This is a genomic window from Streptomyces diastaticus subsp. diastaticus, from assembly GCF_011170125.1.
GTDB lineage: Bacteria > Actinomycetota > Actinomycetes > Streptomycetales > Streptomycetaceae > Streptomyces > Streptomyces diastaticus.
Genome location: NZ_BLLN01000005.1, coordinates 2,488,167 through 2,512,984 on the forward strand (window position 1 = coordinate 2,488,167; position 24,818 = coordinate 2,512,984).

Here is a 24,818-nt window from a genome sequence, read left to right on the forward strand (position 1 = left end):
CGTCGGGGGGCCGGGAGACGGGGCGCCTTCGCCCTCCCCCAGCCCTGGACCGGCCTGCTGCCGGGGGCCGTTGCGTCGCCGTGCGACACCGGTCACAGCTGCCCTAGGACGGCGGCCGGGCACGGTCTGCCCCCACCGCCGAAAGAGAGCCGAGCCCGTCAGGGACGCGGGGGCGGCCACTCGGCCGACGTCGCAGAACAGCCCGGCCGGCGCCGGGGGGTCACCCGGCGGAAGCCCGGCCCGGCGGGGAGCACCTCACTGGTCGGGCGAGAACCGGACGGCGCCGTCCGGCAGGACGGCGTCGCACCACAGGCGGAGCCCGTCCCGGAGCTCGTTGTCCGCCCCGGCGTCGGCCCCGTCGCCGACGACGGCCCCGGTGACCTGGGTGCGGGCCCCGACCCGCGCCCCGACGCCGATGAGGGAGTCGGTGACGACGGCGCCCTCGGCGACGTACGCGCCGTCCAGGAGGGTGGACCCGGCGACCCTGGCCCCCGCGCCGACGAAGGCGCCCGCCCCGACGACGGTCCCCTCGGAGAGCTTCGCGTCGGCGGCGACCCGTGCCCCGTCGAGGACGAGGGACTCGCCGCGCCGCCCGGGGACGGCGGGCGAGGGCGCCCGGCCGAGGACCAGGTCGGCCGAGCCGCGGACGAACGCCTGCGGGGTGCCGAGGTCGAGCCAGTAGGTGGAGTCGACCATGCCCTGGAGGTGGGCGCCGCCCTCCAGCAGCCCGGGGAAGGTCTCGCGTTCCACGGAGACCGGCCGGCCGGTGGGGATGGTGTCGATGACGGAGCGGCGGAAGACGTACGCCCCGGCGTTGATCTGGTCGGTGACGATCTCCTCCGGCGTCTGCGGCTTCTCCAGGAAGGCGAGGACGCGCCCGGAGTCGTCGGTGGGGACGAGGCCGAAGGCGCGCGGGTCCTCGACGCGGCTGAGGTGGAGGGAGACGTCGGCGCCGCTGTCCTGGTGGGTGGCGACCAGCGCCGGGATGTCGAGCCCGGTGAGGATGTCGCCGTTGAAGATGAGGACCGGGTCGTCGGGGCCGGAGTGGAGCCGGTGGGCGACGTTGCGGATGGCGCCGCCGGTGCCGAGGGGCTCCTCCTCGGTGACGTACTCCAGGTGGAGGCCGAGCGCCGAGCCGTCGCCGAAGTACGGCTCGAAGACCTCGGCGAGGTAGGAGGTGGCCATCACCACGTGTTCGACACCGGCGGCGCGGGCGCGGGCCAGTTGGTGGGTGAGGAAGGGGACGCCCGCGGCGGGCACCATCGGCTTCGGCGTGCGCACCGTGAGCGGCCGGAGCCGGGTGCCCTTGCCGCCCACCAGGAGGATCGCTTCTGGGGCCTGAGTCACTGTGCGTCTCTGCTTCCTGCCGGGGCCGGCCGAACTGTCTTTCGGCCGGCCAGTCTATGCAGACCGGTGCGGCACGCCCCATTCCGCGGCCCGCGCGGTGTGCGCCGGTCAGCGCCCCTGGAGCTTGGCGGAGGCCGAACGTGCCGCACCGAGCTGGCCGTAGAGGCGGGTGCCCGGGCATTCGGTCGAGTAGCCGTCCCGGTGTCCGGAGATGACGTGCAGGCTCACCTTCCTGCCCTTCGCGTAGAGGTTGCTGCCGCCCGAGGTGAGCGTCACCTTTCCCTTGGGGTTGGCGCCGGACAGGCCGAGTTTCCAGGCGGTCAGCTTGGCCACCGCGTCGACGGCCGCCTTGGGCGGTTTGGCGCTGCTGAAGCTGCCCAGGACGGCGATGCCCGTGCTGTTGCTGTTGAAACCGAGTGTGTGGGCGCCGAGGACGGCCTTGTCGACACCGCCGGCCCGGCCCTCGTACACGGTGCCGCACTTGTCGACCATGAAGTTGTAGCCGAGGTCGCGCCAGCCGCTGCTCTTGGTGTGGTAGCGGTAGATACCGCGGATGACGGAGGGGGCCTCGGCACAGGTGTAGTTGTTGCCGGTGGCGCTGTGGTGCACGAAGGCCGCCTTGACCGTGCCGGTGTACGCGAAGCTCTTGTCGCGCAGGCTCTCGTCGGCGCCCCATCCCTTGCGGGTGACGATCTTCGGGCGCGGCCCCACGTAGGGCTGCGCGCGCTGCTCGGGGCCGGCGGCGGCCTGGGCGGCGGGGGCGGGCTCCCCCGCGGTGCGGGCCGCCTCCAGCTCGGCGAGCGTCTCCTCGCGGGTCAGCTCCGGCAGCACGGCCGGTTCCGCCCGGGGCCCGGGGAGCGCTGCGTTCTCGGCGCCGGCCGCGCCGGCCCGGGTGGGCTCGGGGCGGGGCGCCTCCTCGGCGGGCGGTGCGTCGCCGGGGTCGACGAGGTCCAGGCGCAGCCCCGCGGGGAGCGTGTCGCTGGTGCCTCCCCCCTGGTGGCGGTGGTCGTCGCGGGAGGTCACCCGCAGTTCGACGGCGTCGGAGCGCCCGACCCACAGCGGCGCGGTGGCGCCCCGGCCGGCCGCCCCCTCCGGGGTGGAGCGGTCGGCTCCGTGGTCGTCGTGGTGGGTCTCCAGCTCCTGCCAGTCCGACCAGGTACCGGTGACGGTGGAGCGGGTCCGCACCTGGACCCGGCCCTCCAGGTGGGCGTCCGGGTCGTCCCAGACCACGCCGAGCAGGGAGAACGGCTCGACCTCACGAGGAGTCAGGGCCCGCTCCCGCGCGTCCTCACCGGGGGCGGCCGAGCGGTCGGAGGGCGCGTCGGGGAGCGGCAGCGACTGGGTGGTGCCGGGCAGTTCGCCGTCGGCGGCGGGCAGGGCGCGCCCACTGGAGGGCGGGGCGGGGGTGGCGTCCGCGATGGGGACGCCCCCGGTCGAGGTGTCGGCCGCGCCGGCCCGAGGGTGGGCGGGGGGCGCGGCGAGGGCTCCGGAGGGCAGGGCGGCGGGCAGGGCCAGGGCGGCCGCGCAGGCCACGCCGATCGAGGAAGCAAGGAATCCACGCATACAAATGATCTTTGGCATATCCGACCAAAGCTGTCCATGGGTGACTTGACGGTACGTCGGCGTGTCGCCGCGCTCCGCACTCCGGCGCCCGACACCCGCACGGCACGCCCCGCGTACGCTTGCGCGCGTGAACGCCATCGACCGCACCCCCGCCGACCTGCTGCGATCCGCGCTCGCCGCCGATCCGGCCCGCCCGCTCGTGACCTTCTACGACGACGCGACGGGCGAGCGCGTCGAACTCTCCGTCGCCACCTTCGCCAATTGGGTGGCCAAGACCGCCAACCTGCTCCAGGGCGACCTCTCCGCCGAGCCCGGCGACCGGCTCGCCCTGCTGCTCCCGGCCCACTGGCAGACCGCCGTGTGGCTGCTGGCCTGCCACTCGACCGGCGTGGCCGCCGAGATCGGCGGCGACCCGGCCGCGGCCGACCTGGTGGTGAGCGGGCCCGACGGCGTCGAGACGGCCCGCGCCTGTTCCGGCGACCGGATCGCGCTGGCGCTGCGCCCCCTGGGCGGGCGGTTCCCGCACGCTCCCGAAGGCTTCGCCGACTACGCCGTGGAGGTACCGGGACAGGGTGACCGGTTCACGCCCTTCGCCCCGGTGTCGCCCGACGAGCCGGCCCTGGTGGTGGCGGGCCGCGAGCTGACCGGCGCCGAGGTCGTCGAGGAGGCCCGCGCCGAGTCGGCCCGTCTCGGTCTCGGGCCCGGGGACCGGGTGCTGACCGGGCTGGGCTGGGACGACTGGCAGGGGGTCGCGGCCGGGCTGTACGCGCCGCTGGCCGCGGGCGGCTCGGTCGTGCTGTGCCGCAACACCGGGCAGCTCTCCGAGGAGGGGCTGGCCCGCCGCGTCGCCGACGAACGGGTGGGGCTGACCCTGCTCTGATCCGGCACCGCCCTCCCCTTCCACCCGGCTCGGGCACCAGGCACGCGTCACCGCGCCGCGCGCCGCTCACCCGTACGGCCCACACCACCCCCTGGCCCGCGCGCCCCGCGGGCCGGGGGGTGGTGTCGTCGTGAGGGAGGGGTGCCCGGCATTCGGGGACGCCGTACCGAGACGGAGGGTGGTGGCCGAAGGTGACGGACCGCGCGGGCCCGCCCGGCGACCCGGAGCACGGCGGGGAACGGGAGCAGGGAAAGGCGTACGGCGGGGCGGGGCCGCCCCGGCCGGGCGGTCCTGGGGACCGCGGCGCCCGCTGGGGCCCTCGTCCGGGCCGCGAGGGGCCCGTCCCCCGGCCGTTCCTGCGACGGCGCTGGGTGCGGTGGACGGCGGCCGGGACGGCGGTGGCGCTGCTCGGCGCCGGGTTCGGCGCGTGGGCGCTCTACGACCGGCTCCAGGGCAACATCACGCGGGACGACGCCGTGATCGCCGAACTGGAGCGGCACGAGAAGGAACGGCCGCTCCCCTCGAAGCAGGGGGCGCTCAACATCCTGCTGGTCGGCTCCGACACCCGTGCCGGGCAGGGCAACGGCCAGTACGGTTCCACCCGGGGCCAGCGTTCGGACACGGTGATCCTGCTCCACCTCGCGGCCGACCGCCGCAACGCGACCGCCATGTCGATACCGCGCGACCTGATGGTGGACATCCCCTCCTGCCGGCGCGCGGACGGGCGCAGCGCCCCGGCGCGCACGGCGCAGTTCAACTACGCGTACTCCTACGGCGGGACGGCGTGCACCATCCGTACGGTCGAGCGCATGACGCGGATCAGGGTGGACCACCACATGGTGGTGGACTTCCAGGGGTTCAAGCGGATGGTGGACGCGGTCGACGGGGTGCGGATCTGCCTCAAGCAGCCGATGGACGACAAGGACGCCCACGTCCGGCTCCCGGCGGGCGAGCACACCCTCGACGGCGAGCAGTCGCTCGGCTACGTCCGGGCCCGCAAGAGCCTCGGCGACGGCAGTGACACCGACCGGATGGAGCGCCAGCAGCAGTTCCTCGGCGCGCTGGTGGACAAGGTGCAGAGCAACGGCGTCCTGCTCAACCCGGGCAAGCTCTACCCGCTGCTGGACGCGGCCACCTCCTCGCTGACCACCGACCCGGCCATCGCCTCGCTGATCGATCTCTACGACCTGGTGCGCTCCATGCGGAACATCCCCACGAAAGAGGTGCGGTTCCTGACCGTTCCGCGCGAGGCGTACGCGGGAGACCCCAATCGTGACCAGTTGGTGGAGCCCGCCGCCAGTGAACTCTTCACCCTGCTGCGGGAGGACGAACCGGTGCACATCACCCCTCGCCCGAGCGACTCGGGGGCGCCCTCCCCCTCCCCCAGCCCCACGGACACGGGCCGGGCCGCCCCGAGCGGCCCGCCGGCCCCCACCGGCACCCCGGAAGCGGGTACGACGCCCGTTCCTGATCCGACCTTCAGCGGTAATAGCGCGGCCCGTTCCGCCTGTGAATGATTCCTGTGGGTAAAAGACCACTCAATACCGTGGAACAGCGCACGGGATTGCGCCGTAATGCCCACTTGTAAGCAACAAGCAATGCCTCACCGCCGTCGCCTTGGGCCGAAGAGGCCGGATAGTGTGAGCGATCCGGCGCGCCCGACAGGCCGTCGGAGACTGACGGACCGACCGAATGAGCGCCTTGCGGGGAGGGGACCCGAGGCGCCGCGTGGCCCTGACGGAGGATTCGGACAACCGTGGACGCGCAAGGCCGTGGGCGGGCGGAGAATATCGACCCCGCAGACCAGTGGGTGCTCAACCCGGAAACCGGCGATTACGAATTGCGACTGAGCCCTTCCGATGGGCGACCGCCGGGCAATGGGCGCCGGGGCTCCGTCCCGCGCTCCCGCCAGGCTCCCGACCGTGAGCGCCCGCGGCGCGGCCCGGGTGAGGACCGCCCGCGCCGCCCCGCCCCGCCCCAGGACCGCGAATCCGGCCGCGGCCGCGAGCGCGAGGACGACGCCGAGTTGCGCCCGTCCCGCGAGACGGTCCCCGGGCAGCGCAGGCGCCGGGGCGCCGAGGACGGGCCGCCGCCGGGCCGGGCCGCTTCGCGGCGCGCGGGCGGGCGCATGGGGCGCGGCCAGAAGCAGAAGAAGGGCGGCAAGAAGAAGGTCCTGCTGTGGACCGGCGGCGTGCTGGCCTTCGTGATGGTGGCGCTGGCCGCGTCGGCCTACGCGTATCTGGAGCATCTGAAGGACAACATCAACTCGGTCGCCGACGACGGCGCGGGGACCGGCGGCTTCAGCAAGGACCGGGCCATCAACGTCCTGCTGATCGGCACGGACAAGCGCAGCGGCGAGGGCAACGAGGGGTACGGCGACAAGGACAGCCCCGGCCACGCCGACACCACGTTCATCCTGCACGTCTCCAAGGACCGCAGCAACGCGACCGCGCTCAGCATCCCGCGCGACCTGATCACGGACATCCCGGACTGCCCGACGCAGCAGGAGGACGGCACCGAGACGGTCATCCCGGGCCAGCAGAACACCAAGTTCAACGAGAGCCTCGGCCAGAGCGAGCGCACCCCGAGCTGCACCATGCGGACGGTCACCGAGCTGACCGGCATAAAGATGGACCACTTCATGGTGGCCGACTTCAACGCGGTGAAGACCCTGAGCACGGCCGTCGGCGGCGTCGAGGTCTGCCTCGCCAAGGACATCGACGACCCGGACTCGCACCTGAAGCTGTCCAAGGGCACGCACACCATCGAGGGTGAGGAGGCGCTGGCCTTCGTCCGCACCCGGCACTCGGTGGGCTTCGGCGGCGACCTCAGCCGGATCGAGATCCAGCAGCAGTTCCTCAGTTCGCTGATGCGCAAGCTCAGTTCGAACGACACCCTGACCAGCCCCACGAAGATGTTCTCCCTGGCGGAGGCGGGCACCAAGGCGCTGACCGTCGACTCGACGCTGGCCGACATCTCCAAACTCCGCGACCTCGGCATGGAGTTGGGCAAGCTCGACCCCAAGAACCTGACGTTCACCACGATCCCGGTGGTCGACAACCCGGCCGAGACGGTCAAGGCGACGGTCGTGCTCGACGAGCGGAAGGCGCAGACCGTCTTCCAGATGGTCCGCGAGGACGTCTCGTTCACGGCGGTGAAGAAGAAGGAGAAGAAGGAGAAGGCGGCGGTCGCGGCCCGGCTGAAGGGTGAGCGCGCGGACGCCTCCGAGGTCCGGGTCGACGTGTACAACGGCGGGGCGGCCACCGGTTCGGCGCAGACCACGCTGACCTGGCTCCAGAACACCCAGGGTGTCCTGAAGTCCACGCAGTTGGGCAACGCTCCCGGGGAACTCGCGAAGACCACCGTGGAGTACGGCGAGGACGAGGCCCCGCAGGCCCGCAAGCTCGCCGACCTGATGGGGCTGCCGGCCTCCGCGCTGAAGCCGGGCGAGTCCGTGAGCAACTCCCAGGGGCTCCCGGCGGTCAAGCTCACACTGGGCCGCGACTTCAAGGGCGCGGGCATACCGCTCGTCGCCCCGAAGGAGGCCCCGAAGGACGTGAAGAAGGTCAGCGCGGACAAGACCGTCTGCGCCAAGTGATCCACCGTCGCATCCGCCCCGGCCGCTCACCACGGCCGGGGCGGCTCTCGGGCGTGCGGTGCGAGGTGGGGAGGGCACGACATGGGCTCAGCACGGTCGGAGGGCGGTCCCGATCGGGACCAGGACCCCGCCGGGGCACTGGGGTGGGACGACGGACTGTACGAAGGGCGTCAGGCGGCGGTGGAGGCCGGGCGGGCCAAGGTGCCCGCACAGCGCGGCGCGAGTGACACGCGGCAGGCGGACGGCGAGGGGGAGGCGGAGCCGGAGGACCCCGACGAACGACCGGGGCAGGGCTCCGGCACGGCCGCCCCCGGCGTCCCGGAGCAACCCCTCGCGCCCGCCGGCGAGCCGGCCCCGGAGCGCGCCACCGCGCCTGCCCCGGCACGGGAGGACGCCGAGGAGCCGGCCCCGGCGGGCACACCGGAGAGCTCCGGCACCGGCCCGGCGGACGACCGGGCGGGCGAGGCGGCGCCCGGCAGGCCCGGGAAGCGCCGCAGACGTCGCCGCGTCCTCGCCTGGACGGCGGCCGGACTGGCGCTGACCCTGGTCGCGGCGGGCACGGCCGGCTGGTTCTACTACCAGCACCTCAACGACAACCTGGACCGCAAGCCGCTGCACATCGGTACCTCCCGCGCGCCCGAGCCGACGCCCAACGCGGCCGGGCAGACCCCTCTGAACATCCTGCTGATCGGCTCGGACGCCCGCGACTCCGAGGAGAACCAGCGACTCGGCGGCGCTCGGGAGACCTTCGGCGGCCCGGCCCTGGCCGACGTGCAGATGCTGCTCCACCTCTCGGCGGACCGCAGCAACATGTCGGTGATCAGCATGCCCCGGGACACGCTGGTGAAGATCCCCGAGTGCACCGACCCGGACACCGGCGAGGTCCACCCGGCGACGGTCGGCACCCGGATGACCAACCAGACGCTTATGCGCGGCGGCCCCGGCTGCACCGTGGCGACCTGGGAGGAGCTGACCGGCATCCGGATCGACCACTTCATGATGGTCGACTTCGCGGGCGTGGTCTCGATGGCCGACGCGATCGGCGGCGTGCCCGTCTGCGTCGACGCCAACCTCCACTCACGCACCGCCGACGGCAAGGGTTCGGGCCTCAAGCTCAGGAAGGGCACCACGGAGATCAAGGGCGAGGACGCGCTGGCCTGGCTGCGCACCCGCTACGGCTTCGGAGACGGCTCGGACATAGCCCGGGCCAAGGCCCAGCACATGTACATGAACTCGCTGGTGCGCAAGTTGCGCGAGAACACCGGCCTGAGCAGCCCGAACAGGCTCCGCAACCTGGCCGAGGAGGCCACCGAGGCTCTGACCGTCGACGAGGAGCTGGCCTCCGTCGCCGAGCTGTACGCGCTGGCCGAGGAGTTGAAGAAGGTCGCGCCCGACCGGACCACCATGGCGACCATGCCGTGGATCTGGTCGCCCTCGGACCACAACCGGGTGGAGCCGAAGCCGGACGACGCCGAGCGGCTGTTCCGGCTCGTCCGCGAGGACGTCGCGCTGGACGGCCGGGCCGAGGCCGGTACCTCGCCCTCTCCCTCGCCCGAGGAGGACGAGACCTCCGAGGACCCCGCGGCCGACCCCGCCGAGATCGCCGTCCTGGTCCGCAACGGCACCGGTTCCCCCACGGCCGCGCCGGTCTCGGGCCGGGCCACCGATCTCGTCGCGCTGCTGGCGAAGGCCGGGTTCACCCGCGCCTCGGCCGACCAGAACCAGGTGAAGAACCGGGCAAAGACCGCGATCCTCTACCCCAGCGCCGAGCTGGAGGGCGACGCCCAGTCGGTCGCCGAGGCGCTGGGCATGCCGCTCGGCACCGTCCGCAAGTCCACCGAGGTCTCCGGGGTGACGCTGGAGATCGGCGCGGACTGGGCCGAGGGCGACACCTTCCCGAAGCCGGAGAAGGGCGACAACGAGCCGCCGGAGTCCGCCGAGACCCTCAACGGCTCCGACGACACCGCCTGCATGGAGGTCGACCCGGCCTTCACCTGGTGACGCCCGGCGCACGAGGGGCCGTACCGCCCGCTGCGGCGGTACGGCCTCTCGGAGGTGTGCCCGGTCAGACGGTCTCGGCCGGGTCGGCGGTGACGGCCGGGCGGCGGCTGGCGATGACCTTGCGGGCCAGCGAGCGCGGGCTGGTGAGGAAGCCCCATCCCCACGACATGTGCATGGTCGCCAGCGCCACCGGGATGCGCAGCCGGGCACCGGCGCCGAGCCCCTTGCCCGCGGGCAGCGAACCCGCGGTGATCGCCGCGAGGTAGCCGCCGGGGATCACGAAGCCCCACGGGGTGAGGAGGGCACCGGCGACGGTCCCGGCCGCGATGGCGACGACCGCCGCGGGCGGGGCGAGGTAGCGCAGATTGATCGAGCCGGCGTGGTAGCGGGCGACGACGTGGCGCCAGCGGCCGTAGTCCTTGTACTGCTTGGCCAGCGCGCGCACGGTGGGCCGGGGGCGGTAGGAGACGCGCAGCTCGGGCGAGAACCAGATGAGGCCCCCTGCCTCGCGGATGCGGAAGTTCAGCTCCCAGTCCTGGGCGCGGATGAACTCGGTGTTGTAGCCGCCCTGCCGCTCCAGCGCCTCACGGCGGAAGACGCCGAGGTAGACGGTGTCGGCCTCCTGGGCCTCGCCGCCGGTGTGGAAGGCGGCGTTGCCCACGCCGATCTTCGAGGTCATGGCGGCGGCTACGGCGTGCTCCCAGTCGTTCTCGCCCTCGGCGTGCATGACGCCGCCGACGTTCTGCGCGCCGGTCTCCTCCAGCAACCGCACGGCGGTGGCGATGTAGCCGGGCGAGAGGATGCCGTGACCGTCGACGCGGACGACGACCGGGTGGCGGGAGGCGCCGATGGCGGCGTTGAGGGCGGCGGGGGTGCGGCCGGTGGGGTTGGGCACGGTGTGCACGCGCGGGTCCTCGCGGACCAGCTCGGCGGCGATCTCGTCCGTACGGTCCGTGGAGGGACCGAGGGCGATGACCACTTCCATCTCGCCGTCGTACTCCTGGGCGAGGATGGCGCGGACGGCGCCGCGCAGGTGCCGCTCCTCGTTGAGCACCGGCATGATCACGGATACGGCGGGCGGGGACCCCGCGGGATTGGCGTTCATCAGCGGTCACGTTACCGCGAACGGGGGACCCGGACGCGCGCCGTCCGCCCCCTTCCCCCGGTCGGTAAGTCATATCTGCTTACCGTGCTGGGCGTCCCGTCGCTCCCGTCCCCCGCCCGTGCCCGTCACGCGGAGGTGTCCCCCCGTGCCCACGCCGCCCCGTCCCGCAGCCCGCGCCCCACGCCCCCTCGCCCGCAGGCGGCCCGTCCCGCCCGGGCGGGGGCGCCGGCGGCGGCCCCGCTGGGCGGTGCGGCTGGTGACGGCCGTGTCGGTGGCGGTGCTCGCCGCCTCCGGAGTCGGACACGCGGTGATGTCGGGGCTGGACAGCGGCATCGAGCGGGTCGACCCGTTCAAGGACATGAAGAACCGGCCCGCCGCCGGGAACGGCCTGAACATCCTGCTGGCCGGGACCGACGGCCGCGACACGATCACCGAGGAGCAGCGCGAGGCGTACCGGCTGGGCGGCAAGCCCTGCCACTGCACCGACACCCTGATGCTGCTGCACCTCTCGGCGGACCACTCCCGGGTCAGCGTGGTCAGCCTGCCGCGCGACAGCTACGCGATGACGCCGCCGCACACCGACCGCACCACCGGCGAGAAGCACCGCTCGCATCCGGTCAAGCTGAACGCCGCGTACGCGGAGGGCGGGCCGGGGCTGACCGTGCGGACGGTGGAGAAGATGACCGAGGTGAAGATCGACCATTACGTGGAGGTCGACTTCACCAGCTTCATGGAGACCGTGGACGCCGTCGGCGGGGTGGAGATCTGCACCGTCCGGCGCCTCAAGGACTCCTACACGGGCCTCGACCTGGCCCCCGGCCGGCACCGCCTCGACGGCGGCCGGGCCCTCCAGTACGTACGCTCCCGCCACCTCGACGGGACCGGCGACCTCAGCCGGATGCAGCGCCAGCAGCGTTTCCTCGCCGCGCTCACCGCCGAGGTGACCGACAGCGGGGTGCTGCTCAACCCGGTGCGGTTCCGTGAGGTGACCCGGACCGTGCTGGGCTCGCTGCGCGCCGACAGCGGCTTCACCACGGAACGGATGCTCGACCTCGGCCAGGCGATGCGGAACTTCAGCCCGGCCTCCGCCGAGTTCACCTCGGTGCCGGTGCTGGAGAAGGGCCGCGAGGTCCCGGAGGTCGGGACGACGCTGGTCTGGGACCCGCAGAAGGCCGGCCGGATCTTCGGCGCGCTCCGCGAGGACCGCCCGCTCGCCGCCCACGACCCGGCGAGGCGGAGGGCGACGGTGGTGGACGTGCCGCCGGAGCGGATCCGCGTCCAGGTGGAGAACGGCACCCCGCGCCGGGGACTGGGCGCCGAGGCCGACCGTGCCCTGCGGGACACCGGCTTCGGCACCAGCGGTGAGGCCGTCGACGCCGCGGACCGCGCCACCGCCCGCACCACCGTCCTGTACGACCCGCGCTGGGACCGCTCGGCCCGTACGGTCGCCGCGGCCTTCCCGGGCGCCGAACTGAAGGCGGTGCCCGGCCAGGGCGGCACGTTGCGGGTGGTGCTCGGCGCCGACTTCACCGAGGTCACCCCGGTCCGCGCGGAGGACCCGCCGGAGGGCCGCGCCGAGGCGCTGCGGGGCGACGAGGTCACCTGCGCCTGACGCGGGCCCGGGCGTCTCAGTCGTCCGCGTCGAGCCCCTCGGCGGCGCGCTGCTCGCGGAGGTCGAGAATGGCGCGGCGGCGGGCCAGCCGGTGGGTTCGGCGGATCTGCGCCTCCTGGTAGCGGCGCTTGTCGCGCTCGGTCTCCGGGACGACCGGCGGGACCTGGCGCGGCTTGCCGTCGGCGTCCACGGCGGTGAAGACCAGGTAGGCGGTGCCGACCTGCTGGGCCGGGGTGGAGTCGTTCCAGCGCTCGGCCACCACGCGCACCCCGACCTCCATGGAGGAGCGGCCGGTCCAGTTGACCTGGGCGCGGACGTGCAGGAGGTCACCGACCCGCACCGGCATGAGGAAGGCCATCTCGTCCATGGAGGCGGTGACGGCGGGCCCCTCGGAGTGGCGTCCGGCGACGGCTCCGGCCGCGTCGTCCACGAGTTTCATGATCACGCCGCCGTGCACCGTCCCGAGGAGGTTGGTGTCGTTGTGCGTCATGATGTGCGAAAGCGTCGTTCGGGAAGCCGAGGTGGGCTTGCCGGGAATATCCGATTCCGAGGCGCGGGCCGGGTCTGTCATGGGGTCCACTGTATGTCGCCCCCGCTCACCTGCTCGAATGCATCAGCTTCGCAACAGCCCTGGCCGGATTCCGGCACCCCTCTGTCTGGGGCTCCCCCGGACGGCGCACACTGTCACGCATGAATGACTGGCCCGCCGGGCGCGACGAGCAGCAGCCCAGATACGGGCGGGGCAGCGGCTCCGCCCGACCCGAGAGCGCCCGCTCCCTTCCGCACGTGCGGCGCCGCCAGGCCCCGCCCCCGGCGGCGCCCCCACGCACCACGGTCCCGCCGCAGCCCCAGTACGGCCGCCCGGCCGGCGGCCCGGGCCGCCACGAAGACGGCTACAACACCGGGCAGGTCTACGGCGGCGGGGGCGGCCGGGGCGGCGGCCCCCAGGACGGCCCCGGCGGTCCCGGCGGCCGGCGGCCGGCGCCGGACTGGGGCCGGCGCGTCAAGGTGGGCCTCATCACCTTCCTCGTCGCGGCCCTGGTGGTCAGTGTCGGCACGTACATGTGGGCCAGCTCCAAGCTGCGCGGCGAGGTCGACCTCGCCAAGGTCATCGAGCGGCCCGAGGAGGGCGAGGGGACCAACTACCTCATCGTCGGCTCCGACAGCCGCGACGGCATGACCGACGACGACAAGAAGCGCCTGCACACCGGCTCCGCCGAGGGCAAGCGCACCGACTCGATGATGATCCTGCACGTCGGCTCCAACGGGAACACGATGGTCTCGCTGCCGCGTGACTCCGAGGTCGAGATCCCGTCGTTCAAGGGCTCCGAGTCGGGCAAGCTCTTCCCGGCGCAGGGCCGCCGCGTCAAGCTCAACGCCGCCTACGCCGAGGACGGCCCAGAGCTGCTGGTCCGCACGGTCGAGTACAACACCGGCCTGCGCATCGACCACTACGCGGAGATCGGCTTCGGCGGCTTCGCCAACATCGTGGACGCCCTCGGCGGCGTCGAGATGGACATCCCGAAGGCGTTCAAGGACAAGAAGTCCGGCGCCGACTTCCAGGCGGGCGAGCAGACCCTCGACGGCCAGCAGGCCCTCGCCTTCGTCCGTACCCGGTACGCCTTCGCCGGCAGCGACCTGGACCGCACGAAGAACCAGCAGAAGTTCCTCGCGACCCTGGCGAACCAGGCCGCCACCCCGTCCACCGTGCTGAACCCGTTCCGTCTCTACCCGACGCTCGGCGCGGGCCTGGACACCCTCGTCGTCGACGAGGACATGGGCCTGTTCGACCTGGCCGGCATGTTCTGGGCGATGAAGGGCCTGTCCGGCGGCGAGGGCACCTCGATGAACATGCCGATCTCCGGCTCCAACGGCGGCAACCTGGTGTGGGACAAGGCCAAGAAGGACCAGCTCATGCAGCAGCTCCGCAACGACGAGAAGGTCACCGTCACGGAGTGAGCCCACCGGGCCGCTCCTCTCGCCCGGACAGCTCCCCTCGCGCCTCCACCGCGCCCCCGGCGCTGAAGCCGGGGGCGCGGGGTCGTGGGCGACAACCACCGGCCCGCTCCCCGCGTACGCGAGGGGCGGGCCGGAGGCGTAGCGGCCGGTGCGGTCAGCGCCGCGTCACCACGTGGTGCTTGTCGGGGACGCAGTGGGTCATCGTGAGGCCCGTGACGTCGCGGGGCGGGTTGTCGCCGAGGCGGCCGAGGCGGGCACGGTCCTCCTCGGTGAGGGTCTGGCCGGGGAGCGGCGGCATGTGGGCCACGTCGCCCGGAGTGATGCCGATACCCTCGCCGACGCGCAGGCCCAGCTCGTTGTCGGCCATCAGGCAGTGCCAGACCATCCGCTCCTGGACGGGCCGGGTGCACTGGGCGAACAGGTCGGTGAAGTTCTTGACCAGGTCGTCCTTCTCCCACTGCTCCATGAGCTGGTAGCGCTGTCCGGCCTGGAGGTAGTCGTTGGTCCGGGGGATGCGCGCGCGCGTGAGGCGGCCCTGGAGCACCGGACCCTCCTCGTCGCGGGTGGGGTAGTCGGCCTCGCGCAGGCCGCCCATGATCGAGGGCTCGTAGTTGACCTCGGGGTTCTCCCCGTCGGGCCCGTTCTCGTACGCCATCTGCCCGTCGCGCTGGTTGGTGGCGACGGGGGCCTTGGGCTGGTTGACAGGGAGCTGGAGGTAGTTCGGGCCGACCCGGTAGCGCTGGGTGTCGCTGTACGAGAAGGTGCGGCCGACCAGCATCTTGTCGTCGGAGAAGTCGAGCCCGTCGACGAGGACGCCGGTGCCGAAGGCGGCCTGCTCGTTCTCGGCGAAGTAGTTGCCGGGGACCCGGTCGAGGACCATGCGGCCGACCGGCTTGGGCGGGAAGTCCTGCTCGGGCCAGGTCTTGGTGTCGTCCAGGGGGTCGAAGTCCAGCTCGGGGTGGTCGTCGTCGGACATCATCTGCACCCGCAGCTCCCACTCCGGGTAGTCGCCGCGGCCGATGGCCTCGTACAGGTCCTTGGTGGCGTGGCCGAGGTCGCCCGCCTGGACGTTGGCCGCGTCCTCCTCGGTCATGGAGCTGACGCCCAGCTTGGGCTCCCAGTGGTACTTGACGAGCACCGTGCCGCCCTCGGCGTCCACCCACTTGTACGTGTTGACGCCGAAGCCCTGCATGTGGCGGTAGTCGGCCGGGATGCCGCGCGGACTGAAGAGGTTGACCAGCATGTGCATGGACTCCGGGGTCTGCGACATGAAGTCGAAGATCCGGGCGGGCTTCTGCTCGTGGGAGACCGGGTCGGGCTTGAGCGCGTGGATCACGTCGGGGAACTTGATGGCGTCCCGGATGAAGAAGATCCCGAGGTTGTTGCCGACGAGGTCCCAGTTGCCGTCCTCGGTGTAGAACTTCACGGCGAAGCCGCGCGGGTCCCGGGCCGCCTCGGAGGAGTCCCGCCCGCCGATCACGGTGGAGAACCGCACGGCGACGTCGGTCCGCTTCCCCGCCTCCTGGAAGAGCTTGGCCCGCGTGTACCGGCTGATCGGCTCGTCGCCCCACTTGCCGTACGCCTCGAAGTACCCGAAGGTCGTCACCCCGCGCGCGTGCACCACCCGCTCCGGGATGCGCTCGCGGTCGAAGTGGCTGATCTTCTCCAGGAACTGGTAGTTCTCCAGTGTGGCCGGCCCGCGGGCGCCGACCGTGCGCTGGTTCTGGTTGTCGTAGACGGGGTGGCCCTGCCGGTTGGTCAGGTGAGGGCGGTCCTTGTTGGCGGGCTCGGTCACGGCTGGGCTCCTAGGTCGCACGGCGCTGACCGCACAGCCGTGCCCGCCGGCACGCCCCGCCACGCGGCCGCCGCCCGGTCTTCCACCGTCCGCCACGCCGGGACCACCCGGACGGACGCCTGCGCGGCGCCACCTCGTCGCCCGTGAGGCGACGGGCGGGACGCCGCGGGGGACGCCAGGGCCCCCGGCCGCGACGGGCGGCCGGGGGCCCTGGACACGTGCGCGGGGCGCCTTACGGCAGGTTGCGCGCCATGACGATGCGCTGGACCTGGTTGGTGCCCTCGTAGATCTGGGTGATCTTCGCGTCCCGCATCATCCGCTCGACCGGGTAGTCGCGGGTGTAGCCGTAGCCGCCGAGGAGCTGGACGGCGTCCGTGGTGATCTCCATGGCGGCGTCGGAGGCGTAGCACTTGGCGGCGGCGCCGAAGAAGGTGAGGTCGGCCTCGACGCGCTCGGACTTGGCGGCGGCGGCGTAGGTGAGCTGGCGGGCCGCCTCCAGCTTCATCGCCATGTCGGCCAGCATGAACTGGACGCCCTGGAAGTCGCCGATCGGCTTGCCGAACTGCTTGCGCTCCTGGACGTAGCCCTTGGCGTAGTCCAGCGCGCCCTGGGCGATGCCGAGGGCCTGGGCGGCGATGGTGATGCGGGTGTGGTCCAGGGTCTTCATCGCGGTGGCGAAACCGGTGCCCTCCTCGCCGATCATGCGGTCGGCGGGGATGCGGACGTTGTCGAAGTAGACCTCGCGGGTCGGGGAGCCCTTGATGCCGAGCTTCTTCTCCGGGGCGCCGAAGGACACGCCCTCGTCGCCCTTCTCCACGACGAAGGCGCTGATGCCCTTGGAGCGCTTCTCGGGGTCGGTGACGGCCATCACCGTGTAGTACTCGGAGACGCCGGCGTTGGTGATCCAGCGCTTGACGCCGTTGAGCACCCAGAAGTCGCCGTCGCGGACGGCCTTGGTCTTCATGCCGGCCGCGTCCGAGCCCGCGTCGGGCTCGGAGAGGCAGTACGAGAACATGCCGTCGCCCTTGGCGAGCGGGCCCAGGTACTTCTTCTTCAGCTCCTCGGAGCCGGAGAGGACCACCGGGAGCGAGCCGAGCTTGTTGACGGCCGGGATCAGCGAGGAGGAGGCGCAGACGCGGGCCACCTCCTCGATGACCAGGACGGTGGCGAGGGCGTCGGCCCCGGCGCCGCCGTAGCTCTCCGGTACGTGCACCGCGTGGAGGTCGGCGGCGGTGAGCGCGTCGAGCGCCTCCTGCGGGAACCTGGCCTCCTCGTCGACGGCGGCGGCGTGCGGGGCGATCTTCGCCTCGGCCAGCGCGCGGACCGTCTCGCGGAGCATCGTGTGCTCCTCGGACAGGCGGTACAGGTCGAAATCAGGCGCTCCGGCCACGGTCTCTCACTCCCCAGACATGCAAACTACCGTTAAGTAACCCAGTGACTCATCCAAAGCTTAGGGCCCGTGCCTCCCCCAGCGGTACGTGAGGTTGACGACAGGGGGGAAATGCCCAGCCGGGGAGCGCGCCACGCGCGGGGCTATGCTCGGTCGGCGCATGACCCGTGACGCCTCGATCCGCCTCCCCCAGACGCACTGGAGCACCCACCATGGCCCTCAGGATCACCGTGATCGGCACCGGCTACCTCGGCGCCACCCATGCCGCCGCCATGGCCGAGCTGGGCTTCGAGGTGCTCGGGCTGGACGTCGTCCCGGAGAAGATCGAGCTGCTCTCCAAGGGCCGCGTCCCGATGTACGAACCGGGCCTGGAGGAACTCCTCGGCAAGCACGTCGCGGGGATGGAGGGTTCCAGCGGGCGGCTGCGGTTCACCACCTCCTTCGAGGAGGCCGCGGACTTCGGCGACGTCCACTTCGTCTGCGTGAACACGCCGCAGAAGCAGGGGGAGTACGCCTGCGACATGAGCTACGTGGAGAACGCCTTCGCCTCGCTCGCCCCGCACCTGACCCGGCCCGCGCTGGTGGTCGGCAAGTCGACGGTCCCGGTGGGCTCCGCCGACCGGCTGGCCGCCGAGCTGGCCGCGGCCGCGCCGGTGGGCGCGGCCGCCGAGCTGGCCTGGAACCCGGAGTTCCTGCGCGAGGGCTTCGCCGTCGACGACACCCTGCGCCCGGACCGGATCGTGGTCGGCGTGCGCAGCGCCCGCGCCGAGGAGCTGCTGCGCGAGGTGTACGCGACTCCGGTCGCCGAGGGCTCTCCCTTCATCGTCACCGACTTCCCCACCGCCGAGCTGGTGAAGACGGCCGCCAACTCCTTCCTCGCCACCAAGATCTCCTTCATCAACGCGATGGCCGAGGTCTGCGAGGCGGCCGACGGCGACGTGGCGAAGCTCGCCGAGGCGCTCGGCCACGACGACCGGATCGGAGGCAAGTTCCTGCGGGCCGGCATCGGCTTCGGCGGCGGCTGCCTGCCCAAGGACATCCGGGCGTTCATGGCCCGCGCCGGTGAGCTGGGGGCCGACCAGGCGCTGACCTTCCTGCGCGAGGTCGACTCGGTCAACATGCGGCGCCGGGGGCACATGGTGGAGCTGGCCCTGGAGGCGGTCGGCAACACCTCGTTCCTCGGCAAGCGGGTCGCGGTGCTGGGTGCCACCTTCAAGCCCGACTCGGACGACGTACGGGACTCCCCGGCGCTGAACGTGGCCGGGCAGATCCACCTCCAGGGCGGCCAGGTCACCGTCTACGACCCGAAGGGCATGGACAACGCCCGCCGCGTCTTCCCCACTCTCGGCTACGCCGGCTCGGCGCTGGAGGCGGTGCGGGGCGCCGACGTCGTCCTCCACCTCACCGAGTGGAGCGAGTTCCGCGAGCTGGACCCGGCCGAGCTGGCCGCCGCCGTCTCCACCCCGATACTGCTGGACGGCCGCAACGCCCTGGACCCGGAGGTCTGGCGCAAGGCCGGCTGGACGTTCCGGGCGATGGGCCGGCCGCGCGCCTGACCGTGTCGCGGCGGGGGGCGGCGGACCGGCCCGGCCCTACTCCCCCGCCCGCCGCGCCCGGTACGCCCGCATCTTCGCCCGGGCCCCGCAGACCTCCATGGAGCACCAGCGGCCCCGCCCCGCCGGGCTGCGGTCGTAGTAGGCCCAGCGGCAGGTCTCGTCCTCGCAGACCTTCAGCCGCTGCCAGGTGCCGTCCATCGAGCCGAGGGCGACGGCGACCGCGACGCGGGCGGTGAGGGAGTCCGGGTCGGCCGGGACGATGCGGGCCGAGCCGTCCGCCGGGTCGACGGCGGTGAGCAGCGGCGCGCGGGCCAGCAGGTCGCCGAGGGCGGGCACGTCGTCGTGGGGCGGGTGCCCGGCGTGGGCGAGACAGGCGGCGCGCAGGGATTCCCGCAGCTCCCGGACGGCCGCCACCTCCGCCCGGTCCACGCCCAGCGCCGCCCGGCCCTCCGCCGTGTCGAGCGTGTCGGTCCCCTCCTCCAGGTCCACCGTGTTGACCAGGGCTTGGACGAGGGCGAGGGGCCCGGGGGCGGAAGGTCTGGCCATGCCCACGACGTTACTCGCAGCCGGGACTACCGGGCCCCGGCCGCCGCCCGGGGTGTGAGGACCTGGTCGAGGGAGTCGGTGCGCCACTGCCGCAGAAGGGCGTGGAAGGCGACGGCGCCGTGCGGGTAGGCGGCGACGTTGGCGCGGCCGCCGCCCTCGCGGTTGTAGTACCCGGGCGTGCACTCGGCGTGGAACCACTCGTGGTCGGGGGCGCCCTCGCGTATCTCGGCGAGCCAGGCGTCCTCGGTCTCCCGGGAGGGTTCGAGCACCGCGTCCGCGGCCTCGGCGGCGGCGACGAGGGCGGCCGCGTGGAGGGCCTGCTCGTCCAGGATGTGGGTGTAGTTGACGCTGCTGGCGTTCTGCAGGCTGCCCATCTGGAGCAGGTTGGGGAAGCCGTGGCCGGTGAAGCCGTGCAGGGTGCGCGGGCCCTGCCGGCCCCAGGCGTCCAGCAGGGACACGCCGCCGCGCCCGCGCACGGGCAGCTTGCCGGAGAGGACACCGGAGACGCCGACGGAGAAGCCGGTGGCGAAGATCAGGCAGTCGAGCGGGTAGGTGGTGTCGCCGACGACGACGCCGTCCTCGGTCAGCCGCTCGATCCCGTGGGTGTCCGCGGTGTCGACCAGGGTGACGTTCTCCCGGTTGAAGGCCGGGTAGTACACGTCCGAGAAGGCGGGCCGCTTGCAGGCGTACCGGTACCAGGGCTGGAGCTTCTCGGCGGTGGCCGGGTCGGTGACGCTGTCGGCGACCCGGGCGCGCAGCTCGTTCATCTTGGCGGCGTCGGCCGCCTCGTAGGCCGCTTCGAACGTCTCCCGGTCGCCCTCGCGGCGGAAGCTCGGCAGCAGCTTCTCCAGCAGGCCGGCGGAGGCCGTCCAGCCGTCGGCCACCAGGTCCTCCTCGACGGGCTCGCCGGAGACGACGCGCAGGAAGTTCTCCCGGCGCTCGCGGGCCCAGCCGTCGTGGTCGGCGCCGACGTCCCGGGCGTCGGTACGGCGGTTGCCGCGTACGTCCACGGAGGAGGGGGTGCGCTGGAAGACGAGGACGTGCCCGGCGTCCTCCGCCAGCTTCGGGATCGCCTGTACACCCGTGGCCCCGGTGCCGACGACGCCGACCCGCTTGCCCGCGAGCTTCGTCATGCCGCCGTCCGGGCCGCCGCCGGTGTAGCCGTAGTCCCACCGGGAGGTGTGGAAGGTGTGGCCGGCGAACTTCTCGACGCCGGGGATGGCGGGGAGCTTGGGCTCCGAGAGGGTGCCGGTCGCCGTGATCACGTACCGCGCCCGGAACGCGTCGTCCCGGTCGGTGGTGACCAGCCACTCCTCGGCCGTCTCGTCCCAGCTCAGGGAGGTGACGGTGGTGGAGAAGAGGGCGTCGGCGCCGAGGTCGAACTGCTCGGCGACGCGGACGGCGTGGCGGCGGATCTCCTCGCCGGGCGAGTACTTCCACTCGGGCACGTAGCCGGTCTCGTCCAGCAGCGGCAGGTAGACGTGCGACTCGATGTCGCAGTGCACGCCGGGGTACCTGTTCCAGTACCAGGTGCCTCCGAAGCCGCCGCCCGTCTCGACGACGCGGACGCGCCGCACGCCCTGCTGCCGCAGCCGCGCCCCGGCGAGGATGCCACCGAACCCGCCGCCGACGACGGCCACGTCGACGGTGTCGCGCAAGGGGTCGCGGTCGGGAACGCCGTCGGCGTACGGGTCGGCGGCGTAGTAGCCGAACTCGGCCTCGGCCCCACGGTACTGGCCGGTCCCGTCGGGGCGGACCCGCCGCTCGCGTTCCTGCCGGTAGCGCTTCCTCAGCTCGGCGAGTTCTTCTTCGCCGACGGGGTGAGAGGTCGTCATGTCGAGCTGTTCCTCGTCCTGTTGGGGGAGTCTTCCGAGGAGCGGACCGGCCTGGTGAAGGCGGGGGCGGCCCGCGCCGCGAGCGGGGTGTCCACTACCGTACACCCCAACCGGACAGCAGTGTCCGGTAGTCAGGCGCCGCTCCCCACGCGACCGCCCGGCGGCTGCCCCGGGGTTCGCGAAGGCGAATCCAGCGGGCGGCGGCGCCTGCTGACCCGCCGACAGGAAGAGTGCTCCCCCTCATGCGACGCTTCACGATCCGCGTACTGGCCGGGCTCGCGGCCGCCGGCATGCTGACCCTCACCGGCTGCGGCACCCAGCCGGCCGCCACCGCGGACGGCGAGCCCGCCGCCACCGCCGGGCGGACCATCACGGCCGAGCGCCTGGCCCGGCTGACCCGGCCGCACGAGGAGACCGGCATGACCCTGCTGGAGGGCCCGCTCCTCGACGAGCGGGGCCGCCTGCTGGTCGTCGACGTCACCGCGCCGGCCGGCGAGCCGAAGGTGATCCGCGTCGACGTGGAGCGGGGCAGGGGCACGCCGTTCCACACCGACGACCGCGGCGCCTACACCTCCGCCCAGTTCAGCCCCCACGACGGGCGGATCTACCTCACCGACTACGCCCACGGCGAGATCGTCAGCCTCGCCCCGGGCGGCGGCGACCGGCGCGTCTTCTTCACGGGCGAGGTCGACGGCGCCCCGATGAACCCCGACGACCTCGCCTTCGACCGCGAGGGCCACCTCTACGTCAGCGACTCGCGCGGCCTCACCGAGGGCACCGCCGAGGGACGCCTGGTGCGGATCGACCGGAACGGAGAGAAGGCCACCGTCCTGGCCGAGGACCTGGCCGCGCCGAACGGCATCTCCTTCGACGAGGAGTACCGCGGACTGTGGTTCAGCGAACTCACCGAGAACCGCGTCTCCTACCTGCGGCTCGACGCCCAGGGCGAGGCGGCATCCCGGCACACCGCCATCCGGGTCGACGGCGGGATCGCGCAGACCGACTCGATCGCCGTGGACGCCGAGGGCAACCTCTACCAGGGCCTGCACGGCCGCCCCGCCATGGCGGTGTACGACCGGCACGGGGCACGCCTGGCCACCGTCGAGGTGCCCGCCCGCCACAAGGGGCTCGAATCCGCCACCAACGTCGCCATCACCCCCGGCGGGACCCGTGCCTACATGACGGTGAGCGGCCCCGCGGGCGGGTACGTCTACACCTTCGACGCCCTGGGCCAGGGCATCCGCCAGTCGAACGGAGGCTGAACCCCGGCCGCGTCAGCCGCTGAACGGCCCCACCGGCCCCACCTCGACCCCGAGCAGCGCCCAGGCCGCCAGGGCCCGGCGCTCGCGGTCCTCCCGGGTGGGGCCGGTGACCGCGCCGGAGACCATGGCCACGGCCAGCATCAGATCCGCCACCCCCAGCGGACTCCCGCCGCGCAGGGGGGTCCGCAGGGCGCGCTCCAGGCGCCCCGCCAGTTCCTCGGCGTGCGCGAGCGCCTCGCGGTGCCGGGTCGTCCCCTCCGCGCGCAGCAGGCCGATGAAGGCGGCGGACTCCGCGAGGTGCCAGGTCAGGACGGCCAGGACGTCGGCGAGGGTGGCGCCCTCGACGGCGGCGGCCCGCTCGACCTGCCGCACGTTCTCCTCCAGCACGGTGGCCGCGATGGCGGACCGGTCCGGGAAGTGCCGGTAGAGGCTGCCCTGCCCGACGCCGGCCCGGCGCGCGATCTCGGCCATCGGGGCGTCCAGACCGACCTCGGCGTAGACCTCGCGAGCCGCCGCGACCAGGGCGGCGCGGTTCCGCGCGGCGGCCTTCGGCCCCTGGTTCACCCGGTGTCGCTCCCCGGACGCGCTCGGCTCTGTCACCTCGGCAGCATAGCCAGGCTCCGGGCGGCCACCCGCCGACGGGCTGCGGGCAGGGACCGGCGGAACACCACGGCCACCACACGGCGCGTTACTCCTTGAAAGCTTCTACCAGTAACGGGATGATGCTCGTCGACACCCCGTGCACCCGTCCGTGAGGAGCTCCCATGCCCATCGCCACCCTCGACGTGGTCGTCCTGGACACCCCCACCCCCCTGGCCCTGGCCAACTTCTACGCGGCGATCCTCGGCGGCACCGTGGAGCAGCCCGCCGAGTACTGGGTCGAGCTGCACGGCCCGGGCGTCAAACTGGCCTTCCAGGAGGCGCCGGACCTGGTCCCGCCCACCTGGCCGTCGCCGGACAACTCCCAGCAGTTCCACCTCGACCTGAACGTCCCCGACCTGGAGGTCGCCGAGAGCCAGGTCCTGGCGCTCGGCGCCCGCCCGCTCGACACCCGCCCCGACCGCTCGTTCCGGGTCTACGCCGACCCGTCCGGCCACCCGTTCTGCCTCTGCCGGGAGTGACCCCGTACGCGAGGAGCCCCCGCCGGTCAGGGCGGGGGCTCCTCGCGTACGGCCGCACGGAACGGGCGGGCGGGTCAGCCGTCGAGCTGCTCCAGAGTCGCGTTGGAGGGTCCCCGCCGGGCGGAGAGGTCCCGTGAGACGGCCTCGGCGTCGCGCAGCACGCGGACCGCGTTGCCCCAGGTCAGCTTGGCCAGGTCGGCCGTGGACCAGTTGCGGCTGAGCAGTTCGGCGATCAGGTTCGGGTAGCCCGCGACGTCCTCCAGGCCGGCCGGGGTGAAGGCCGTGCCGTCGTAGTCGCCACCGATGCCGATGTGGTCGACGCCCGCCACCTCGCGCATGTGGTCGAGGTGGTCGGCGACGGTGGAGGCGGTCGCGACGGGACGCGGGTGGGCCGCCTCGAAGGCGCGGTGCAGCGCCATCGCCTCCTCACCGGTGTCGAGGTGGTGGTGACCGTGGGAGCGCAGGTTCTCGTCCGCCCGCAGGGTCCACTCGACGGCGGCGGGAAGGATGAACTTGGGCACGAAGGTGGCCATCGCGACCCCGCCGTTGGCGGGGAGCTGGGCCAGCACGTCGTCGGGGATGTTGCGCGGGTGGTCGCAGACCGCGCGGGACGAGGAGTGCGAGAAGATCACCGGCGCCTCGCTGGTGGCCAGCGCGTCGCGCATGGTGCCCGCCGAGACGTGGCTGAGGTCGACCAGCATCCCGGTCCGGTTCATCTCCCGGACCACCTCGCGCCCGAAGGCGGAGAGCCCGCCGAGGCGTTCGGTGTCGGTGGCGGAGTCGGCCCAGGCGATGTTGTCGTTGTGGGTGAGCGTCATGTAGCGCACGCCGAGCGCGTACAGGGCGCGCAGGGTGGCCAGCGAGTTGTTGATCGAGTGGCCGCCCTCGGCCCCCTTGAGGGAGGCGATGCGGCCCTCGCCGCGCGCCTTCTCCATGGCGTCGGCACTCTCGGCGCGCGCCAGGTCGGCCGGGTGGCGGGCGAGGAGCTGGTCGACGCAGTCGATCTGCTCCAGGGTGGCGCTGACCGCCTCGTCGCCGCCGAGGTCGGAGCGGACGTAGACCGACCAGAACTGCGCGCCGACCCCGCCGGCCCGCAGCCGGGCGATGTCGGTGTGCAGGTGCGCCGACTGGTCCTCGGCGATGTCGCGGCGGGACAGGTCGTAGCGGACCTGCTCGCGCAGGGCCCACGGCAGGTCGTTGTGGCCGTCGACCACGGGGTGCTCGGCGAGGAACTCCATGGCCGTGGGC

At 73.1% G+C, this 24,818-nt stretch carries 19 protein-coding genes; 9 read left to right on the forward strand and 10 right to left on the reverse strand.

Going from position 1 to position 24,818, the window contains the following annotated elements; all coding sequences use genetic code 11:
- Window positions 1-255: 255 nt before the first annotated feature.
- Window positions 256-1,347 (reverse strand): mannose-1-phosphate guanylyltransferase, encoded by a 1,092-nt coding sequence (gene manB, locus Sdia_RS28005; RefSeq protein ID WP_115067907.1) that lies wholly within the window; start codon window positions 1,345-1,347, stop codon window positions 256-258.
- 108 nt (window positions 1,348-1,455) lie between these two features.
- The gene (locus tag Sdia_RS28010; protein WP_164494978.1) at window positions 1,456-2,910 is read right to left on the reverse strand and encodes a peptidoglycan recognition protein family protein; all 1,455 of its coding nucleotides are present in this window, start codon (window positions 2,908-2,910) and stop codon (window positions 1,456-1,458) included.
- 127 nt (window positions 2,911-3,037) lie between these two features.
- On the opposite strand from Sdia_RS28010, the gene Sdia_RS28015 reads away from it, so the two are divergent.
- The 4 genes from Sdia_RS28015 (at window position 3,038) to Sdia_RS28030 (ending at window position 9,389) form a co-directional block, all read left to right on the forward strand.
- On the forward strand, window positions 3,038-3,790 hold the full coding sequence (locus tag Sdia_RS28015; protein WP_189500549.1) for a TIGR03089 family protein: 753 nt from the start codon (window positions 3,038-3,040) through the stop codon (window positions 3,788-3,790).
- Window positions 3,791-3,981: 191 nt separating this feature from the next.
- Window positions 3,982-5,307 carry an LCP family protein gene (locus Sdia_RS28020; protein ID WP_229831612.1) on the forward strand — a complete coding sequence of 442 codons (1,326 nt, stop codon included), beginning with the start codon at window positions 3,982-3,984 and terminating at the stop codon, window positions 5,305-5,307.
- Between the two features lie 239 nt (window positions 5,308-5,546).
- Entirely contained in the window at window positions 5,547-7,388 is a 1,842-nt protein-coding gene (locus tag Sdia_RS28025) for an LCP family protein (protein ID WP_181843945.1), read from the forward strand.
- Window positions 7,389-7,469: 81 nt separating this feature from the next.
- The gene (locus tag Sdia_RS28030; protein ID WP_100456600.1) at window positions 7,470-9,389 is read left to right on the forward strand and encodes an LCP family protein; all 1,920 of its coding nucleotides are present in this window, start codon (window positions 7,470-7,472) and stop codon (window positions 9,387-9,389) included.
- A gap of 64 nt (window positions 9,390-9,453) precedes the next feature.
- On the opposite strand, the gene Sdia_RS28035 is transcribed toward Sdia_RS28030, so the two are convergent.
- Entirely contained in the window at window positions 9,454-10,494 is a 1,041-nt protein-coding gene (locus Sdia_RS28035; RefSeq protein WP_100456601.1) for a glycosyltransferase family 2 protein, read from the reverse strand.
- Between the two features lie 145 nt (window positions 10,495-10,639).
- On the opposite strand from Sdia_RS28035, the gene Sdia_RS28040 reads away from it, so the two are divergent.
- Window positions 10,640-12,106 carry an LCP family protein gene (locus Sdia_RS28040; protein ID WP_115067904.1) on the forward strand — a complete coding sequence of 489 codons (1,467 nt, stop codon included), beginning with the start codon at window positions 10,640-10,642 and terminating at the stop codon, window positions 12,104-12,106.
- Window positions 12,107-12,122: 16 nt separating this feature from the next.
- Here the strand turns inward: Sdia_RS28040 and Sdia_RS28045 are convergent, their stop codons facing one another.
- Window positions 12,123-12,677, reverse strand: a complete 555-nt coding sequence (locus tag Sdia_RS28045; RefSeq protein ID WP_115067903.1) for an acyl-CoA thioesterase — start codon at window positions 12,675-12,677, stop codon at window positions 12,123-12,125.
- Between the two features lie 119 nt (window positions 12,678-12,796).
- On the opposite strand from Sdia_RS28045, the gene Sdia_RS28050 reads away from it, so the two are divergent.
- Complete coding sequence (locus tag Sdia_RS28050) at window positions 12,797-14,065, forward strand: LCP family protein (RefSeq protein WP_185393353.1); 1,269 nt, start codon at window positions 12,797-12,799, stop codon at window positions 14,063-14,065.
- 154 nt (window positions 14,066-14,219) lie between these two features.
- Here the strand turns inward: Sdia_RS28050 and Sdia_RS28055 are convergent, their stop codons facing one another.
- Together Sdia_RS28055 and Sdia_RS28060 are read right to left on the reverse strand one after the other, a co-directional pair.
- Window positions 14,220-15,860: a catalase gene (locus Sdia_RS28055; protein WP_115067902.1), complete on the reverse strand. Its 1,641-nt coding sequence runs from the start codon at window positions 15,858-15,860 to the stop codon at window positions 14,220-14,222.
- Window positions 15,861-16,092: 232 nt separating this feature from the next.
- Window positions 16,093-17,250, reverse strand: coding sequence for an acyl-CoA dehydrogenase family protein (locus Sdia_RS28060; protein WP_100456612.1), 1,158 nt, complete (start codon window positions 17,248-17,250; stop codon window positions 16,093-16,095).
- Window positions 17,251-17,462: 212 nt separating this feature from the next.
- On the opposite strand from Sdia_RS28060, the gene Sdia_RS28065 reads away from it, so the two are divergent.
- Window positions 17,463-18,806 (forward strand): UDP-glucose dehydrogenase family protein, encoded by a 1,344-nt coding sequence (locus Sdia_RS28065; RefSeq protein ID WP_100456614.1) that lies wholly within the window; start codon window positions 17,463-17,465, stop codon window positions 18,804-18,806.
- Between the two features lie 36 nt (window positions 18,807-18,842).
- Here the strand turns inward: Sdia_RS28065 and Sdia_RS28070 are convergent, their stop codons facing one another.
- Window positions 18,843-19,352 (reverse strand): CGNR zinc finger domain-containing protein, encoded by a 510-nt coding sequence (locus Sdia_RS28070; protein WP_100456616.1) that lies wholly within the window; start codon window positions 19,350-19,352, stop codon window positions 18,843-18,845.
- A gap of 26 nt (window positions 19,353-19,378) precedes the next feature.
- Window positions 19,379-21,187 carry a flavin-containing monooxygenase gene (locus Sdia_RS28075; RefSeq protein WP_100456618.1) on the reverse strand — a complete coding sequence of 603 codons (1,809 nt, stop codon included), beginning with the start codon at window positions 21,185-21,187 and terminating at the stop codon, window positions 19,379-19,381.
- 242 nt (window positions 21,188-21,429) lie between these two features.
- Here Sdia_RS28075 and Sdia_RS28080 point away from each other — a divergent pair, with 242 nt between their 5' ends.
- The gene (locus Sdia_RS28080) at window positions 21,430-22,449 is read left to right on the forward strand and encodes an SMP-30/gluconolactonase/LRE family protein (protein WP_189500548.1); all 1,020 of its coding nucleotides are present in this window, start codon (window positions 21,430-21,432) and stop codon (window positions 22,447-22,449) included.
- A 12-nt stretch (window positions 22,450-22,461) separates the two neighbouring features.
- On the opposite strand, the gene Sdia_RS28085 is transcribed toward Sdia_RS28080, so the two are convergent.
- Entirely contained in the window at window positions 22,462-23,013 is a 552-nt protein-coding gene (locus Sdia_RS28085) for a TetR/AcrR family transcriptional regulator (RefSeq protein ID WP_100456622.1), read from the reverse strand.
- Between the two features lie 200 nt (window positions 23,014-23,213).
- Here Sdia_RS28085 and Sdia_RS28090 point away from each other — a divergent pair, with 200 nt between their 5' ends.
- Window positions 23,214-23,570 carry a VOC family protein gene (locus tag Sdia_RS28090; protein WP_189500547.1) on the forward strand — a complete coding sequence of 119 codons (357 nt, stop codon included), beginning with the start codon at window positions 23,214-23,216 and terminating at the stop codon, window positions 23,568-23,570.
- A 74-nt stretch (window positions 23,571-23,644) separates the two neighbouring features.
- On the opposite strand, the gene Sdia_RS28095 is transcribed toward Sdia_RS28090, so the two are convergent.
- Entirely contained in the window at window positions 23,645-24,808 is a 1,164-nt protein-coding gene (locus Sdia_RS28095) for a dipeptidase (RefSeq protein ID WP_181843977.1), read from the reverse strand.
- Window positions 24,809-24,818: the final 10 nt, after the last annotated feature.